12 protein-coding genes are annotated in these 16,169 nt (G+C 71.8%); 8 read left to right on the top strand and 4 right to left on the bottom strand.

Features of this window, described 5'->3' with window-relative positions:
• Nucleotides 1-52 precede the first annotated feature (52 nt).
• The 4 genes from ACZ3II_RS26870 (at nucleotide 53) to ACZ3II_RS26855 (ending at nucleotide 8,493) form a co-directional block, all read left to right on the top strand.
• Complete coding sequence (locus tag ACZ3II_RS26870) at nucleotides 53-2,971, top strand: glycoside hydrolase family 48 protein (protein ID WP_465520508.1); 2,919 nt, start codon at nucleotides 53-55, stop codon at nucleotides 2,969-2,971.
• A gap of 2 nt (nucleotides 2,972-2,973) precedes the next feature.
• Nucleotides 2,974-4,041: a lytic polysaccharide monooxygenase auxiliary activity family 9 protein gene (locus ACZ3II_RS26865; protein ID WP_465520507.1), complete on the top strand. Its 1,068-nt coding sequence runs from the start codon at nucleotides 2,974-2,976 to the stop codon at nucleotides 4,039-4,041.
• A gap of 139 nt (nucleotides 4,042-4,180) precedes the next feature.
• Entirely contained in the window at nucleotides 4,181-5,488 is a 1,308-nt protein-coding gene (locus ACZ3II_RS26860) for an SGNH/GDSL hydrolase family protein (protein ID WP_465520506.1), read from the top strand.
• 194 nt (nucleotides 5,489-5,682) lie between these two features.
• Nucleotides 5,683-8,493 carry an AfsR/SARP family transcriptional regulator gene (locus ACZ3II_RS26855; protein WP_465520505.1) on the top strand — a complete coding sequence of 937 codons (2,811 nt, stop codon included), beginning with the start codon at nucleotides 5,683-5,685 and terminating at the stop codon, nucleotides 8,491-8,493.
• On the opposite strand, the gene ACZ3II_RS26850 is transcribed toward ACZ3II_RS26855, so the two are convergent.
• From ACZ3II_RS26850 to ACZ3II_RS26835, 4 genes are read right to left on the bottom strand one after another with little or no spacing between them, the layout of a single operon-like run.
• Nucleotides 8,474-9,103, bottom strand: coding sequence for an L-threonylcarbamoyladenylate synthase (locus ACZ3II_RS26850; protein WP_465520504.1), 630 nt, complete (start codon nucleotides 9,101-9,103; stop codon nucleotides 8,474-8,476). The genes ACZ3II_RS26855 and ACZ3II_RS26850 overlap by 20 nt on opposite strands.
• 60 nt (nucleotides 9,104-9,163) lie before the next feature.
• Entirely contained in the window at nucleotides 9,164-9,601 is a 438-nt protein-coding gene (locus ACZ3II_RS26845; RefSeq protein WP_465520503.1) for a chemotaxis protein CheW, read from the bottom strand.
• Nucleotides 9,602-9,657: 56 nt separating this feature from the next.
• On the bottom strand, nucleotides 9,658-11,136 hold the full coding sequence (locus ACZ3II_RS26840; RefSeq protein WP_465520502.1) for an alpha-amylase family glycosyl hydrolase: 1,479 nt from the start codon (nucleotides 11,134-11,136) through the stop codon (nucleotides 9,658-9,660).
• Nucleotides 11,137-11,147: 11 nt separating this feature from the next.
• Entirely contained in the window at nucleotides 11,148-11,303 is a 156-nt protein-coding gene (locus tag ACZ3II_RS26835; protein WP_465520501.1) for a hypothetical protein, read from the bottom strand.
• A gap of 87 nt (nucleotides 11,304-11,390) precedes the next feature.
• Between ACZ3II_RS26835 and ACZ3II_RS26830 the strand changes: the two genes are divergently transcribed.
• From ACZ3II_RS26830 to ACZ3II_RS26815, 4 genes are all read left to right on the top strand, one after another.
• Nucleotides 11,391-12,818, top strand: a complete 1,428-nt coding sequence (locus ACZ3II_RS26830; protein WP_465520500.1) for an NAD-dependent succinate-semialdehyde dehydrogenase — start codon at nucleotides 11,391-11,393, stop codon at nucleotides 12,816-12,818.
• Between the two features lie 75 nt (nucleotides 12,819-12,893).
• Nucleotides 12,894-14,255 (top strand): ABC transporter substrate-binding protein, encoded by a 1,362-nt coding sequence (locus ACZ3II_RS26825; RefSeq protein WP_465520499.1) that lies wholly within the window; start codon nucleotides 12,894-12,896, stop codon nucleotides 14,253-14,255.
• The gene (locus ACZ3II_RS26820) at nucleotides 14,252-15,205 is read left to right on the top strand and encodes a carbohydrate ABC transporter permease (RefSeq protein WP_465520498.1); all 954 of its coding nucleotides are present in this window, start codon (nucleotides 14,252-14,254) and stop codon (nucleotides 15,203-15,205) included. The genes ACZ3II_RS26825 and ACZ3II_RS26820 overlap by 4 nt, the downstream gene beginning before the upstream one ends.
• Nucleotides 15,205-16,074, top strand: coding sequence for a carbohydrate ABC transporter permease (locus ACZ3II_RS26815; RefSeq protein ID WP_465520497.1), 870 nt, complete (start codon nucleotides 15,205-15,207; stop codon nucleotides 16,072-16,074). Before ACZ3II_RS26820 ends, ACZ3II_RS26815 begins: the two co-directional genes overlap by 1 nt.
• The last annotated feature ends 95 nt before the right edge of the window (nucleotides 16,075-16,169 follow it).

Below are 16,169 nucleotides of genomic sequence, written 5' to 3'. Positions count from 1 at the left end.
AACTCAACACACCGAAAGAGCCGCCCGTACCCCGGCGGAGAGGAACACCCCCGTGAGTCCCTTCAGGCAACGCCTGCGACGCAGGCTCGCCGCCTCCGGCGCCGCCGTTCTCGGCGCCGGAGCGATCCTCGTGGCCGGCGCCCCGGCCTATGCCGCGGCCGGCTGCACCGTGGTCTACAAGGTGCAGAGCCAGTGGCCGGGCGGTTTCACCGGCGACATCCAGATCAAGAACACCGGTGACGCGCTCAGCACCTGGAAGCTGGAGTTCGACTTCCCGGACGCCGGCCAGAAGGCGGTGCAGGGCTGGAGCGGCGTGTACAGCCAGACCGGCCAGCACGTCACCGTCAACAACGCCGCCTGGAACGGGTCGCTGCCCACCAACGGCACCGTGAGCAGCGGCTTCAACGGCACCTTCACCTCGGCCAACCCGGTGCCGACCGCGTTCACCCTGAACGGCACGGCCTGCAACAAGACGGCGAACGCGCCGGCCGTGGCGATCGACAGCCCGGCGGCGAACACCCGGTACACCGCGCCCGCGTCGATCCCGATCGCGGCCACCGCCACCGCGGCGAGCGGCCAGACCATCAGCAAGGTCGAGTTCTACCACGACGGGCTGCTGCTGGGCACCGACACGAGCGCGCCGTACTCGTACAGCTGGGACGGGGTCCCGGCGCAGAGCGCCGCCTACCACCTGCAGGCGATCGCCTACGACAACGCCGGCACCAAGAGCAGCACCGCCGACGTGCCGGTCTTCGTGGACGCGGCCACCACCCCGGCGATCGTCGCCGACGCCACCTCGCTCGCCATCAACCCGGGCGCCAGCGGCTCGTTCAAGATCTCGCTGAGCAAGGCGCCCACGGCGAACGTGACGGTGGCCGTGGCCCGCAGCGCCGGATCCACCGCGGTCACCGCGACCCCGGCGACGCTGACCTTCACCCCGTCGAACTGGAACACCGGCCAGGCCGTCACGGTCGCCGCCGCCGCGTCGGCCACCATCGGCGACACGGCGACGATCTCGGCCACCTCCAGCGGCTACACCGCGGCCCAGCTCGGCGTCTCGGTGGTCAAGGCGGGCGCTGTCGACGCCCGGTTCACGCAGCTCTACAACGACCTGAAGAACCCGGCCAACGGGTACTTCAGCCCGGAGGGCGTGCCCTACCACTCGGTCGAGACGCTGATCGACGAGGCGCCCGACCACGGCCACGAGACCACCAGCGAGGCGTTCAGCTACTGGCTGTGGCTGGAGGCCGAGCACGGGCAGGTCTCCGGTGACTGGGCGCCGTTCAACGCCGCCTGGGCGACGATGGAGAAGTACATCATCCCGTCGCACGCCGACCAGCCGACCAACGACAAGTACGACCCCTCGAAGCCGGCGACGTACGCGGCCGAGCACCCGCTGCCGTCGCAGTACCCGTCGCAGCTCGACCCCAGCGTCTCGGTCGGGCAGGACCCGCTGGCCAACGAGCTGAAGGCGGCGTACGGCACCTCCGACATCTACGGCATGCACTGGCTGCTCGACGTCGACAACACGTACGGCTTCGGGCGCTGCGGCGACGGCACCACCCGCGTCGCGTACATCAACACCTTCCAGCGCGGCCCGCAGGAGTCGACCTTCGAGACCGTGCCGCAGCCCTCCTGCGACACGTTCAAGCACGGCGGCCCGAACGGCTTCCTCGACCTGTTCACCAAGGACTCGTCGTACGCCAAGCAGTGGAAGTACACCAACGCCCCGGACGCCGACGCGCGCGTCGTCCAGGTCGCGTACTGGGCGCTGCAGTGGGCCACCGCGCAGGGCAAGCAGGCGCAGCTCGCCACGACCGTCGCCAACGCGGCGAAGATGGGTGACTACCTGCGGTACTCGTTCTACGACAAGTACTTCAAGAACCCCGGCTGCGCCTCCACGTCCTGCGCCGCCGGCACCGGCAAGTCCAGCTCCAGCAACCTGATGTCGTGGTACTACGCCTGGGGCGGCGCCTACGACACCAACGCCGGCTGGGCGTGGCGGATCGGGTCCAGCACCAGCCACTTCGGCTACCAGAACCCGATGGCCGCGTACATCCTGTCCAACGTCAGCGCCTTCAACCCGAAGTCGCCGACCGCGAAGGCCGACTGGCAGGCCAGCCTCGACCGGCAGCTCGAGTTCTACCAGTGGCTGCAGTCCTCCGAGGGCGCCATCGCCGGTGGCGCGACCAACAGCTGGAACGGCAACTACTCGGCCCGGCCCGCGAACGTCCCGACGTTCTACGGTCTGGCGTACGTCGAGGCCCCGGTCTACGCCGACCCGCCGTCCAACCGCTGGTTCGGCATGCAGACCTGGTCCCTGGAGCGGCTCGCCGAGCTGTACTACGTGACCGGCAACGCCAAGGCCAAGGCGGTGCTCGACAAGTGGGTGCCGTGGGCGCTCGCCAACAGCACCATCGGGGCGAACACCTTCTCCATCCCGTCGGACCTGGCCTGGACCGGCGCGCCGGCCACCTGGAACCCGTCCAGCCCGGCCGCCAACACCAACCTGCACGTCGAGGTCACCAGCCACGGCCAGGACCTGGGCGTCGCGGGCTCGTTCGCGAAGGTGCTCACCTACTACGCCGCCAAGTCCGGCAACGCGCAGGCCAAGACGGCGGCCAAGGGGCTGCTCGACGCGATCTGGGCGTTCAAGGACAGCAAGGGCGTCTCGGTCACCGAGACCCGGGCCGACTACAACCGGATGGACGACGTCTACGACGCCACCACCGGCCAGGGCATCTACATCCCGCCGGGCTGGACCGGCAAGATGCCGAACGGCGACGTGATCAAGCCGGGCGTCTCGTTCCTGGACATCCGCAGCTTCTACCGCAACGACCCGGACTTCGGGAAGGTCGACGCCTACCTGAAGGGCGGCCCCGCGCCGACGTTCAACTACCACCGATTCTGGGCCCAGGTCGACGTCGCCACCGGCTACGCCGACTACGCCCGGCTGTTCCCCGAGGGATGAGCATGAAACTACTGAGAATGGCCGCGGTGGTCCTGTTCACCGCCGCGGCCGGCGTCCTGGCAGTCCAGGCGTCCCCGGCCCAGGCGCACGGGGCGATCCAGGTCCCCGGCAGCCGCACCTGGTTCTGCTACCAGGACGGCCGTAACCCGCAGACCGGGGCGATCGAGCCGAAGAACCCGGCCTGCGCCGCGGCGGTCGCCCAGAGCGGGGTCACCTCGCTCTACAACTGGTTCGCCGTGCTCCGTTCCGACGGGGCCGGGCGGGTCAACGGGTTCCTCCCGGACGGTCAGCTGTGCAGCGGCGGGACCGGTGGGCCGTACAACTTCACCGGGTTCAACCTGGCCCGGGACGACTGGCCCACCACCCACCTGACGGCCGGCGCGAACGTGCAGTTCAAGTACAACAACTGGGCCAAGCACCCGGGCACGTTCTCGCTGTACATCACCAAGGACGGCTACAACCCGGCCAAGCCGCTCGCCTGGAGCGACCTCGAGTCCACGCCGTTCGACCAGGTGACCAACCCGCCCGCGAACGGCGGGCCGGGCACCGACGACGGGCACTACTACTGGAACGGGCGGCTGCCGGCGAACAAGACCGGCAAGCACCTGATCTACTCGGTGTGGTCGCGCTCGGACAGCCAGGAGACCTTCTACGGCTGCTCGGACGTGGTCTTCGACGGCGGCAACGGCGAGGTCACCGGCATCGGCGGCGGGGGCACCACCAGCCCGTCGCCGTCCACCTCCACGACCACGCCGCCCCCGCCGGTCCCCGGCTCCTGCACCGCGATGTACACCGTCACCTCGGCCTGGACCGGCGGATTCCAGGGCGAGGTCATGGTGCACGCCGGCACGACGCCGGTGAACGGCTGGAACATCTCCTGGACCTGGCCGGGCGCGCAGAAGCTCGCCCAGGTGTGGAGCGGAAAGTCCACCAGCACGGGATCCCTGGTCTCGGTCACCCCGGAGAGCTGGAACGGGAGCGTGCCGGCCAACGGCCATGTGACGTTCGGATTCCTGGCCTCGGGCACAGCCACCCCACAGGTCCAGAACTTGACCTGCGCCACAGGTTGACGCCCTTGTGACCGCTCCTCCGGCAGTGTGTACCTTCCTCATGCTGCCGGGGGAGCGATACACGGGGGAGAGCTTGACGCGTCTTCGCGACTATACGTATTTTACCCGTATAGGTGATAAAAGGTATTTTACTGGAATAGTGAACCGCCTCCGGGGGAGCGGCGCCTTCGCCGGGGCGCCGAGCTGGTCGCCGATGCACCGCGCGGTGACCCGCCGTGGTCTGCTGCTGGGCAGCACCTCCGCGGCCGTCGTGCTGGCCACGCCCAGCGAGGCGGCCTTCCCGGATCCGGTCCGGGTCGGCACCTGGGCGTGTGTGCCGACCGCCGTGCCGCCCGCGTCGGTGCTCACCCTGGACGGCGGCCACACCGTCCGGCAGGTGATCCACGTCAGCGTCGGCGGTGATCTCCCTCGCGTCACCCTGACCAACGAATACGGCGCCGAACCGGTACGGATCGGCGCGGCCCGCCTCGCCCAGCGCGCCGGAACCGGTGATTCCTGCGACACCGTCCCGGGCAGCGACCGCCCGCTCACCTTCGGCGGCGCCGCCGAGACGTTCCTGCGGCCGGGCGAGGCGCTCACCAGCGACGCCGTGCGGATGGCCGTCAAACCCGGCGAGGACCTGGTGCTCAGCCTGTACCTGCCGGAACGCACCGTCACCGGCACGGTCAGCCCGCGCGCCCGGCAGACGAACACGATCCTGCCCGGCGACGAGACCACCACGACAGTGGTCCGGCTCCTCGGCGGCCGGCGCGTGGTCAACGACTACCTGTGGGTCCGCGGCGTCAGTGTCCGCACCGTCCACGGGGTGTCCGCCATCGCCGCCTTCGGCGACTCGATCACCTCCGGCATCGCGACCACCGAGAACACCAACGTGCGCTGGCCGGACCTGTTCGCGGCCCGGCTGCGGGCGTCCGGCCGGTCACGCGGCGTCCTGAACGCCGGGCTCAGCGGCAACCGGCTGTTCTACGGCTACGAGGACCCGACCGGGCGGGCGGCGCCGCACGCGTACATCGGGGCGCCCGGCGTGCGCCGGTTCGACCGGGACGTGCTCACCCAGCCCGGTGTCCGCGACGTGGTGACCCTGATCGGCGTGAACGACCTCGCCCACGACCCGAACATCCCGGTCGCGCGGCTGATCGCCGGGCACCGGGACCTCATCCGCCGGGCCACCGCCGCCGGGATCCGGATCGCCGGCGGCACGCTGCTGCCGTTCGGCGCGCACCAGCCCATCGCCAGCAAGAGCAACCTGGCGAAGCGGGAGGAGCTGAACGCCTGGATCCGGACGTCGGGGGAGTACCCCGCGGTGATCGACTTCGACGCGGCGGTGCGCGATCCGGCCGATCCGCGGCGCCTGCTGCCGGACTTCGACGCCGGCGACGGGCTGCATCCCAACGACGCGGGAACGGCGGCGCTGGCCGAGGCCGTCCCCCTGGAGATCTTCGCCTGAAGGAGTGCCGGAGGCGGCATGACCGCCTCCGGCGTCGCCCCCCATGGACGTCAGGACGTCCACGACCCCCCGTGGTCGTCGTGGACGCGGGGACCATGGTGACGGCCCCCGTTTGCAAATCGCTTGCACATCGGCAATCGTTTCAACCCCGCCCTCGACGGCGGGGGTACGGGAAACAACGGGGGATCGACGCGATGCGCTGGCGTCTGCTGGGGCCGGTAGGGCTGTCCGACGGGCCGGAGGGCGTGGATCTCGGCACCGGCAAACAACGCTGCCTGCTCGCCGCCCTGCTGCTCACCCCCGGCCAGGTGGTGCCCGCCGGCACCCTGATCGACCGGATCTGGGGCGACTCGCCGCCGCGGTCGGCCACTCCGCTCGCGCCGTACGCCACCCGCCTGCGCCGCGTCCTCGACCCGGTGCCCGGCGCCGGCGGCATCCGGTACACCGCCGGCGGATACCTGATCGACTGCCCTGCCGACACCGTCGACCTGCACCGGGCCCGCCGCCTCGTCTTCGAGGCCCGCGCCGCCGAGGAGGCCGGCGACGACGCCCGTGCCACCTTCCTGCTGCTGGACGCCCTGGACGGCTGGGACGACGAGGCGCTGGGCGGGGTGCCGGGCGGCTGGGCGGCCCGGATCCGGGAGTCCCTGGGCCGGGAACGGCTCGACGTCATGACCCGGCTCGGCCGGACCGCGCTGCGCCTGGACCGGGCCGAGGAGGTCGCCGAGCGGCTCGCCCCGTTCGCCGCCGAGCACCCCACCGTCGAGGGCCTGGTCGCGGTGTTCATGGACGCGCTGGTCGCGGCCGGGCGGCCGGCACAGGCCCTGGAGGCGTTCGCCCGGACCCGGGAGGCCATCGCCGACCGGCTGGGCAGCGAACCCGGCCCGGAGCTGACCGGCCTGCACACCCGGATCCTGCGCGGCGCGGCCGGGCCCGCGGTGAGCGCCCGGCCCCGGCCCGGCGCGCCCGCCCAGCTGCCCGCCGACGCCATCGCGTTCACCGGCCGCCGCGCCGAGCTCGCCGCCCTGGACCGGGCGCTCACCGGCGGCGCGCGCCTGGCCGCCGTCACCGGCCCGCCCGGCGTCGGCAAGTCCGCCCTGGCCGTGCACTGGGGACACCGGGCCCGGCACCGGTTCCCGGACGGCCAGCTCTACCTCAACCTGCGCGGCTTCGACCGGGGCGAGGACGTGATGGCGCCCGAGGAGGCGGCCCGCAACCTGGTCGTCGCGCTCGCCCCCGGCCACCCGGTGCCGGCCGGCCTGGACGCCCGCACCGGCCTGCTGCGCAGCCTGCTCGCCGGGCGGCGGCTGCTGATCGTGCTGGACAACGTCCGGGACGCCGCGCACGTCCGGCCGTTGCTGCCCGGCGCCGGCGACTGCGTGACCGTGGTGACCAGCCGGGACCGGCTCGCCGGGCTGGTCGCCTCGCACGGCGCGCTACCCGTCCCGCTGGACGCCCTGGATCCCGGCGAGGCCGGCGAACTGCTCGCCGGCCGGCTCGGCGCGGGCCGTCTCGCCGCCGAGCCGTGCACCGTCGCCGCGCTGGTCACGGCGACCGCCGGGCTGCCGCTGGCGCTGGTCACGGTGGCGGCGCGGGCGGCGATGCGGGCCGGGCAGACGCTCGGCGAGCTGGCCGCCGAGATCGCCGGCTCGCGCCTCGACGGGCTCGGCGCGCCGGAACTGCTCGGCGACGAGACCGACCCGCGGACCGTGTTCTCCTGGTCCTACCGGGCCCTGAGCCCGGCCGGGCAGCGGATGTTCCGGCTGCTCGGCGTCACCCCGGGACCGGACCTCTCGGTCGCCGCGGCGATCTCCCTGGCGGGCGTTTCCGACCGGCCCGGCGTTTCCGGCCGGGCCGCGGCCTCCGCGGTGCCCGGCTGCTGCGAACTCGCCGGCAGCGGCCTCGGCGAGTCGGTGACGGCCGCCGCCCTCGCCGAGCTGGTGGCGGCCAGCCTGATCACGGAACACCGGCCCGGCCGGTACGTGATGCACGATCTGCTCCGGGCGTACGCCGCCGATCTGCTGACCGCAACCGAACGCGAACCCGCGGCCCGCCGCCTCCTCGACCACCACCTGCACACCGGTCATGAGGCCGCGCTGCGCCTGGACCCGCAGCGTGAGCCGCTGCGTCTCGCCGCGCCCGCGCCGGGTGTGCGGCCGGAGCCGATCCGCGGTGAGGCCGCCGCCCTGGAGTGGTTCGCCGCCGAGCACGCCGGCCTGATGGCGCTGATCCGGCACGCCGACGAGGACTACGGCTGGCAGCTGCCCTGGGTGGTGATCGACTTCCTGGACCGGCAGGGCCACTGGGACGACTGGATCACCGTGGAGCGGATCGCCGTCGCCGCCGCCCGCCACCGCGGCGAGGTCCGTGCCGAGGCCCTCGCGCAGCGGGTCCTGGCCCGCGGTTACGTGCAGCTCGGCCGGTACGACGAGGCGGAACCGCACTACGCCGCCGCGGACCGCCTCTACGAGCGGGCCGGTGACCTGGTCGGCCGGGCGCACACCCTGTTCAGCCTCACCTGGCTGCGCGAGCAGCAGGGCCGCGAGCAGGACTGTCTCGACCTGACCACCCGCGCCCTCGAGCTCTACCGGCGGGCCGGGCACCGGTGCGGGGAGGCCCGCGCCCTCAACGCCCTCGGGTGGTACCTGGGCCGGGCCGGGAACCACGAGCTGACCCTGCGGCACTGCGCCGAGGCGTTGCGGTTGCAGCAGGAGCTCGGCGACCGGTACGGCGAGGCGGCCGCCTGGGACAGCCTCGGCTGGGCCCACCACCACCTCGGCGACCACGACCGTGCGGTGGCGGCCTACCAGCGGGCCCTCGACCTGTACCGGACGGCCGGCGACCTGCTCAACGAGGCCGAGATCCGGCAGCATCTCGGGGACGCGTACGCGCACGTCGGCGACCTGTCCTCGGCGACCGGACACTGGCGGCAGGCGCTCGCGCTGCTGGAGAAACTCGACCATCCGGGCGCGGCCGAGCTGCGGATCAGACTTCGGCCGCGGTGAACCGGCCCGGGTCGCCGGCACCGACCCGCAGGATCTCCGGGGCGCCCTCGGACAGGTCGACGACGGTGGTCGGCTCGGTGCCGCACTCGCCCTCGACGACCGCGTCGAGCACGTGATCCAGGGTCTCCTTGATCTCCCAGCCCTGGGTCATCGGCTCGTCCTCGCCGGGCAGCAGCAGGGTGCTGGAGACCATCGGCTCACCGAGTTCGGCCAGGATCGCCTGGGCGACCGCGTGCGCGGTGATGCGTACCCCCACGGTCTTCTTCTTAGGGTGCAGCAGCCGGCGCGGCACCTCCTTGGTCGCCGGGAGGATGAACGTGTACGGCCCCGGCGTCGAGGCCTTCACCGCCCGGAACAGCGCGTTGTTGATCGTCACGAACTGCCCGAGCTGGGCGAAGTCATGACACAGCAGGGTGAAGTGGTGCCGGTCGTCCAGGTGCCGGATCGCGCGGAGCCGCTCCAGGGCGTCCTTGCTGCCCATCCGGCAGCCCAGCGCGAAACACGAGTCGGTCGGGTAGGCGATCAGCCCGTCGGCGCGGATCAGGTCGGCGACCTGGGCGATGCTGCGCGGCTGCGGGTTGTCCGGGTGCACGTCGAAGTACTTGGCCACTCCCGACAGCCTAGGCTGTGATCAGGTCCGCTGTTCACCGCCCGGCCGTGATCGCCGCGTTCACGCCGTGACGCGGGCCGTGTTCACGCACTCGGCGACGTCGAGGACCAGCAGCAGCCGGCCGTCGGTCTTGTAGGCGCCGGTGACCAGCGCCCGGGACGGGCCGGTCAGCGTCGCCGGCGGCTCCTCGAACAGCTGCGCCTCCAGGTAGGCCACCTGCCCGATGCGGTCCACCAGCAGGCTCACCGGCTCGCCGTCGTGCCGCACGATGACATTCATCACCAGGCCGGTCATGTCCCGGCGGGGCAGCCCGAACTGCACCCGCAGGTCCACCGCGGCGATCACCTGGCCGCGCAGGTTGAACAGTCCGCCGACCGCGCTGGGCGCCATCGGCACCGGCGTGTACTCGCTGTACGACAGCACCTCCTGCACGGCGTCCACGTCCACGCCGAAGAACTGGCCGGCGACCTCGAATGTGACGAACTGACGACTGGACACGCGTGACTCCCCCGAAAGTGATGACTGCCGGGCCTATCGGTCGTTCGCGGGCCGGTTCAAGCACGAGGGGGATGTTGCTCCCCCGCTGAAACCGTGACCCAGGCGGCGGTGTCGGGCGGCAGGGCGCCGTCGGCGGTCAGCGGGCCGCTGGTCAGCAGGACCCGGCCGGGCGGCAGCGGGACCGGGCCGGCGCCCATGGCGACGGCCAGGGTGAGGGCGGGCCGCTGTGCCAGCAGCCGGTCGTCGTGGTCGACGGTGACGGTGACCGGGTCGTCGGGGGACAGCGCCAGCTCGCGGCGCAGCCCGATCGCGGCGCGGGTCAGCGGCAGGGTCGCCGAGGTCAGATGCTCGTCCCAGCCGTCCGGGACCGGCAGCCACGGCGGCGCCGAGCCGGGCGGGAAGAAACCGCCGGGCCAGGGCAGCGGGACGCGGCAGCCGTCGCGGGAGAAGCCGGAGCGCCGCCAGGCGGGGTCCTGGCGGGCGGCGTCCGGCACGTCCGCCTCCGGCAGGCCGTACTCCTGGCCCTGATACAGGTACGCGGCGCCGGGCAGGCCCAGGATCGTCAGCAGGGCGGCGCGGGCGCGGGCCGGGCTGCCGTACCGGGTGGCGGTACGCACCACGTCGTGGTTCTCGACGACCCAGGTCACCGGCGGGTGGGCGAGCAGCCGGGTGACGGTGTCGCGCCAGGCGGGGGCGCTCCACGGGGCGATCAGGAACTCGAAGGCGAACGACTGGTGCAGGCGGTCCGGGCCGACGTACGCCGCGGCGCGGTGCGGGTCCAGGTTGACCTCGCCGATCAGGGCGCGCGGGGGATCGTACGCGTCGGTGATCGTCCGCCACCGGCGGTAGACTTCGATGGTCTCCGGCTGGTCGCAGCACAGCGGGTTCCCGCGCAGCCGGCCGGGTTCGGGCACCGTGCCGGGCGGCAGCGGCGGCAGGCCGTCGGCCTTGAACAGGCCGTGCGCGACGTCGATGCGCAGGCCGTCGGCGCCCCGGTCCAGCCAGAACCGCAGCACGTCGTCGAAGAACGGGGCGGTCCGCGGGTCACGCCAGTTCCAGTCGGGCTGTTCCGGCGCGTACAGGTGCAGGTACCACGAGCCGTCCGCCACCTGGGTCCAGGCGGGCCCGCCGAAGACGCTGGGCCAGTCGTTGGGCTCGGCGGCGAAGTGGAAACGCGCGCGCGCCGACGGGTCGCCGCCGAGCGCCGCCCGAAAGAGCGGGTGCTGGTCGGAGCAGTGGTTCGGCACGATGTCGACGATCACCCGCAGGCCCAGGTCATGGGCCCGGGCCACGAGCGCGTCGAAGTCGGCGAGACTGCCGAACAGCGGGTCGACGTCCGTGTAGTCGCTGACGTCGTACCCGTGGTCGGTCTGCGGCGACCGCTGGAACGGGGTCAGCCAGATCGCGTCGGCGCCCAGCCCGGCGATGTGATCGAGGCGGGCCGTGAGGCCCGCCAGATCACCGACGCCGTCGCCGGAGGAGTCCGCGAACGAGCGCGGATACACCTGATAGACGACCCCGTCACGCCACCACACGAACGCCGAGGTTAACGGCGCGGCCCGCGGTTCTGCAGCCGGGTGAACAGGTTGCGGAGACGGGCCTGGTTCTCCGGCTTGGCGAGCTGACGGCGGCCCTGCTCGGTCAGCTTGCGGCCGTTCGGGCTCTGCAGGAATGCCTGGATGCGCTGAGTGATCGTAGCCATGACTGTTATGTGCCCACTGGAGGCGTGGCACAACCCTGCACGGGGGACGATGCTCACCGGGGGACCTGTTCGACGTGAGGAGCTGTGGTGGAGACCGAACTGTTCATCGGCGGGAAATGGGTGCCGGCGTCGGCGGCCGGCCGGTTCGACGTGCACGATCCGGCGACCGGTGACGTGATCGCGTCGGTCGCCGACGGCGGCGAGGCGGACGCGATCACCGCGGTGGACGCGGCGGCGGCGGCGGGCCCGGGCTGGGCCGCGACACCCCCGAGGGTACGGTCGGAGGTGCTCCGCCGGGCCTTCGAGCTGATGACCGATCGGGCCGCCGAGCTGGCGAAGCTGATCAGCCTGGAGAACGGCAAGGCGCTGGTCGACGCCAAGGGCGAGGTGGCGTACGCGGCCGAGTTCTTCCGCTGGTTCGCCGAGGAGGCGGTCCGGGCCGACGGCGCGATCGCGACCGCCCCGTCCGGCGCCAACCGGATCCTGGTGACCCGGCAGCCGGTCGGCGTGTGCCTGCTGGTCACGCCGTGGAACTTCCCGGCCGCGATGGCCACCCGCAAGATCGGCCCGGCCCTGGCGGCCGGCTGCACGGTGATCCTCAAGCCGGCCAGCGACACCCCGCTGACGGCTCTCGCCATGGCGGCGATCCTGGCCGAGGCCGGGGTGCCGGAGGGCGTGGTCAACGTGCTGCCGTCGCGCAGCTCCGGCCGGGTGGTGTCGGCGATGCTGCGGGACCCGCGGGTCCGCAAGCTGTCGTTCACCGGCTCCACCGAGGTCGGCCGGATCCTGCTCGCCCAGGCCGCCGAGAACGTCGTCAACACGTCGATGGAGCTGGGCGGGAACGCGCCGTTCGTGGTGTTCGCCGACGCCGACCTGGACGCCGCCGTGGACGGGGCGATGATCGCGAAGATGCGCAACGGCGGCGAGGCGTGCACCGCCGCGAACCGGTTCTTCGTCGAGGCGCCGGTCGCCGCCGAGTTCGCCCGCAAACTCGCGCAGCGGATGTCCGCGCTGGTCGTCGGGCCCGGCACGGACGAGGCAACGCAGGTCGGCCCGCTGGTCAACGAGAACACCGTGGCGAAGGTGGACAGCCTGGTCAAGGGCGCCCTGGACGGCGGCGCGGAGGCGATCACCGGCGGCAGCAGGCCGGACGGCCCGGGCTTCTACTACCCGCCGACGGTGCTGACCGGGGTCGCCGCGGACGCGCCGATCCTGCGCGAGGAGATCTTCGGGCCGGTCGCGCCGATCGTCACGTTCACCGGCGAGGCGGAAGCCGTCCGGCTCGCCAACGACACCGAGTACGGCCTGGTGGCGTACGTCTGGACCCAGGACCTGGCGCGCGGCCTGCGGGTCAGCGAGGCGATCGAGGCCGGCATGGTCGGCCTGAACCGGGGCCTGGTCAGTGACCCGGCGGCGCCGTTCGGCGGGGTGAAGCAGAGCGGCATCGGCCGGGAGGGCGGCCACGAGGGGCTGCTGGAATACCTGGAATCCAAGTACATCGCGGTGAACTGGTAGTCCACGGGTCGCGCATCCCCCGTCACGGACTTAACGTCATTGATGGAACCCATCTGTTGCGGGGGGTGCATCTCAATGACGAGGTCCAGGTGGTCGGCTGCCGCGGCGGCCCTGATGCTCAGCGTGACACTCGCCGGGTGCGGCGACGACGGCGGCGGCGAGGACGGCGGCACCCTCACCGTCTGGAGCCTGGAGAACCTGACCGACCGGATGCAGGCGACCCAGAAGATCGTCGACGAGTTCACCGCCGCCACCGGCATCCCGGTCAAGCTGGTGGCCACCGACGAGAACCAGTTCAGCAACCTGATCACCAACGCGGCGGCGGCCGGGACCCTGCCGGACGTCGTCGGCGCGCTGCCGCTCGCGGCCGTGGCCCAGATGCACACCAACGAGCTGGTCGACACCGCGGCCGCCAAGGCCGTCGTCGACCAGCTCGGGGCGAGCGGATTCTCGCCCCGGGCCCTCGAGCTGACCAGCCAGGACGGGGCCCAGCTGGCCGTACCGTCGGATGCCTGGGCGCAGTTGCTGTTCTACCGCAAGGACCTCTTCGACGCCGCGGGCCTGCCGAAGCCGGAGACGTACGACGCGATCCGCGCCGCCGCCGAGAGGCTGAACTCCAAGGACGTCGCCGGGATGACCATCGCGACGGTCGGCAACGACGCCTTCACCCAGCAGACCTTCGAGAACCTGGCGCTCGGCAACGGCTGTCAGCTCGTCGACGACGCCAAGACCGTGCAACTGGACTCGCCGCAGTGCGTGGCCACCTTCCAGCTGTACGAGGACCTGGTCAAGAAGTGGTCGGTGCCGGGCGCCCAGGACGTCGACACCACCCGGGCCACGTACTTCTCCGGCAAGGCGGCCATGGTCGTCTGGTCGTCGTTCCTGCTCGACGAGCTGGCCGGGCTGCGCAACGACGCCCTGCCCACCTGCGCGCAGTGCAAGAGCGACCCGGCGTGGCTGGCGAAGAACACCGGGGTGGTCGCCGGCATCGCCGGTCCCGGCGGGCAGCCCGCGCAGTTCGGCGAGATCACCAGCTGGGCGATCACCAAGGACAGCCCGCGCAGTGATCAGGCGAAGAAGTTCGTCGCGTACATGATGAACGAGGGCTACGCCGACTGGCTCGCCATCGCCCCCGAGGGCAAGCTTCCGGTACGCCAGGGCGCCGCCGACTGGAAGTCGCTGCCGGCCGGCGTCGACACCAAGAAGCCGCTCGCCGAGATCTACCCCGCGGACGTGCTGGACACCCTGGCCAAGAGCCCGGACACCTTCCAGCGCTGGGGGTTCCCGCAGAAACAGGGCGCCCTGGTCGGCGCCACCCTGGGTGAGCTGCCGGTGCCCAAGGCGATCAACGATCTCGCCGGCGGCCAGCTGGACGCGGCAGGCGCGGCGAAACAGGCGACCGAGGACGTCAAGGCGATCCAGAAATCCCTCGGGTGAAGAAGCCGCTGACCGCCCGGCAGCGGGAGAGCCGCGCCGGGCTCGCCTACCTGTCCCCGACCCTGGTCGTGGTCCTGGTCGTGGTGGTGATCCCGATCCTCTGGACGGTCATGCTGGCCTTCCAGCGGATCCGGCTGATCAACGTGCGCCGGGCCGGCGTCTTCGGCCAGTACACCCTGGCGAACCTGGAGACGGTGCTGGGCTCGCCGGGGTTCTGGTCGTCGCTGTGGACCACGCTGGTCTACACGGTCGGCGCCACGTTCGGCTCGATCGTGCTCGGCCTGATCGCGGCGCTCGCCCTGCGGGGCCGGTTCCGGGGCCGCACGTTCGTCCGGGGGTCGGTGCTGCTGCCGTACGTGGCACCCGTCGTGGCCGTCGCCTTCGTCTGGAACGTCCTGCTCAGCCCGCAGTTCGGGCTGGTCAACGACTGGGGGGTGCGGTTCCTCGGCTGGGACCGGCCGATCGCGTTCCTCAGCCAGCGCGAGTACACGCTGAACCTGCTCGGCCTGCACCTCGATGTGCCGCTGGCCCTGCTCACCGTGATCGCCTTCGAGACGTGGCGGTACTTCCCGTTCGCGTTCCTGTTCCTGCTGGCCCGGCTGCAGGCGGTGCCCGGTGACCTGGAGGAGGCGGCCCGGGTCGACGGCGCCGCGCCCACCCAGATCTTCCGGCACATCCTGCTGCCCCAGCTGGGGGCGGTGATCGCCCTGCTCAGCGTGCTGCGGTTCATCATGACGTTCAACAAGTTCGACGACGTCTACCTGCTGACCGGCGGCGGCGCCGGCACCGAGGTGGTCAGCGTCCGGGTGTACGAGTACCTCACCGCCCGCTTCGACATCGGCGCCGCCGCCGCGCAGGCGCTGGTGCTCGCCGCCGGCCTGCTCGTCCTGCTGGTGATCTATCTGCGCTTCTTCGCGCCCCGCATCGAGGCCGCCGAGGGGGAGGGCTGATGGCCGACCGCGCCGAGGTGGAGACCCGGATCCTGCGGGTGCTCCGGCCGATCGTGATCGCGGTGATCGCGCTGATCACCCTGTTCCCGTTCCTCTACATGCTGCTGCTGTCGATCCGCCCGATCGAGGACCTGCTGCAGAACCCCGGCCAGTTGTGGATCGCGCCGTCGGAGTGGACCACCCGCACCTACCGCGAGGTGCTGACCTCGGTGGAGGACGGCGGCCAGGGGTTCCTCAAGTTCCTGCTGAACTCGGCGATCGTGTCGGTGGCCGCGACGGCGCTGACCCTGCTGGTGGCGATCCCCGGCTCGTACGCGGTGGCCCGCCTGCGGTTCGCCGGCCGCCGGCAGGTGCACTTCCTGTTCCTCTCGGTGTACCTGTTCCCGTCGATCCTGCTGGCGATCCCGCTGTTCGTGCTGTTCACCCGGCTCGGGCTGCGCGGGTCGCTGGGCGGCCTGACGCTGGTGTACATCGCCCAGACCGTCCCGGTCTCGATCTACATGCTGCGCAACTACCTGTCGACGATCCCGGCCAGCCTGGAGGAGGCGGCGGCGGTCGACGGGTACAGCCGCCTGCAGACGCTGCGCAAGGTGATCCTGCCGCTGGCCGCGCCCGCCGTCATGGCGAACGCCCTCTACGTCTTCATGATCGCCTGGAACGAGTTCCTCTTCGCGCTGCTCTTCCTGGTGGAAGATCGAGCCGATTGGACAGTCTCGCTCGGCCTGGCGCAGTTGTCGGGTGGCATCGAGGTCAGCAAGACCGTCCTGATGGCCGGTTCTGTTGTGCTGACCCTGCCGATTGTGATCATATTCTTCGCGGCGGAGCGGCTCCTCACCGAAGGATTGACGGCCGGCGCCGACAAGGGTTGACACGGGGAAGCAATACGCGATCACTGACAGTGATTGTTGGCAGGATCGCGGTGAAAATGAATAATCTTGTTCCCCGGCCCCCCACCCGATGCTGC

The organism is Actinoplanes sp. NPDC019969 (assembly GCF_055562375.1).
This window is presented reverse-complemented; position numbering and strand designations above follow the sequence as displayed.

Coding starts and splice junctions, on each gene's coding strand:
- ACZ3II_RS26825 (WP_465520499.1), top strand. CDS start 12,894: ATGACGAGGTCCAGGTGGTCGGCTGCCGCGGCGGCCCTGATGCTCAGC.
- ACZ3II_RS26855 (WP_465520505.1), top strand. CDS start 5,683: ATGCGCTGGCGTCTGCTGGGGCCGGTAGGGCTGTCCGACGGGCCGGAG.
- ACZ3II_RS26815 (WP_465520497.1), top strand. CDS start 15,205: ATGGCCGACCGCGCCGAGGTGGAGACCCGGATCCTGCGGGTGCTCCGG.
- ACZ3II_RS26865 (WP_465520507.1), top strand. CDS start 2,974: ATGAAACTACTGAGAATGGCCGCGGTGGTCCTGTTCACCGCCGCGGCC.
- ACZ3II_RS26835 (WP_465520501.1), bottom strand. CDS start 11,303: ATGGCTACGATCACTCAGCGCATCCAGGCATTCCTGCAGAGCCCGAAC.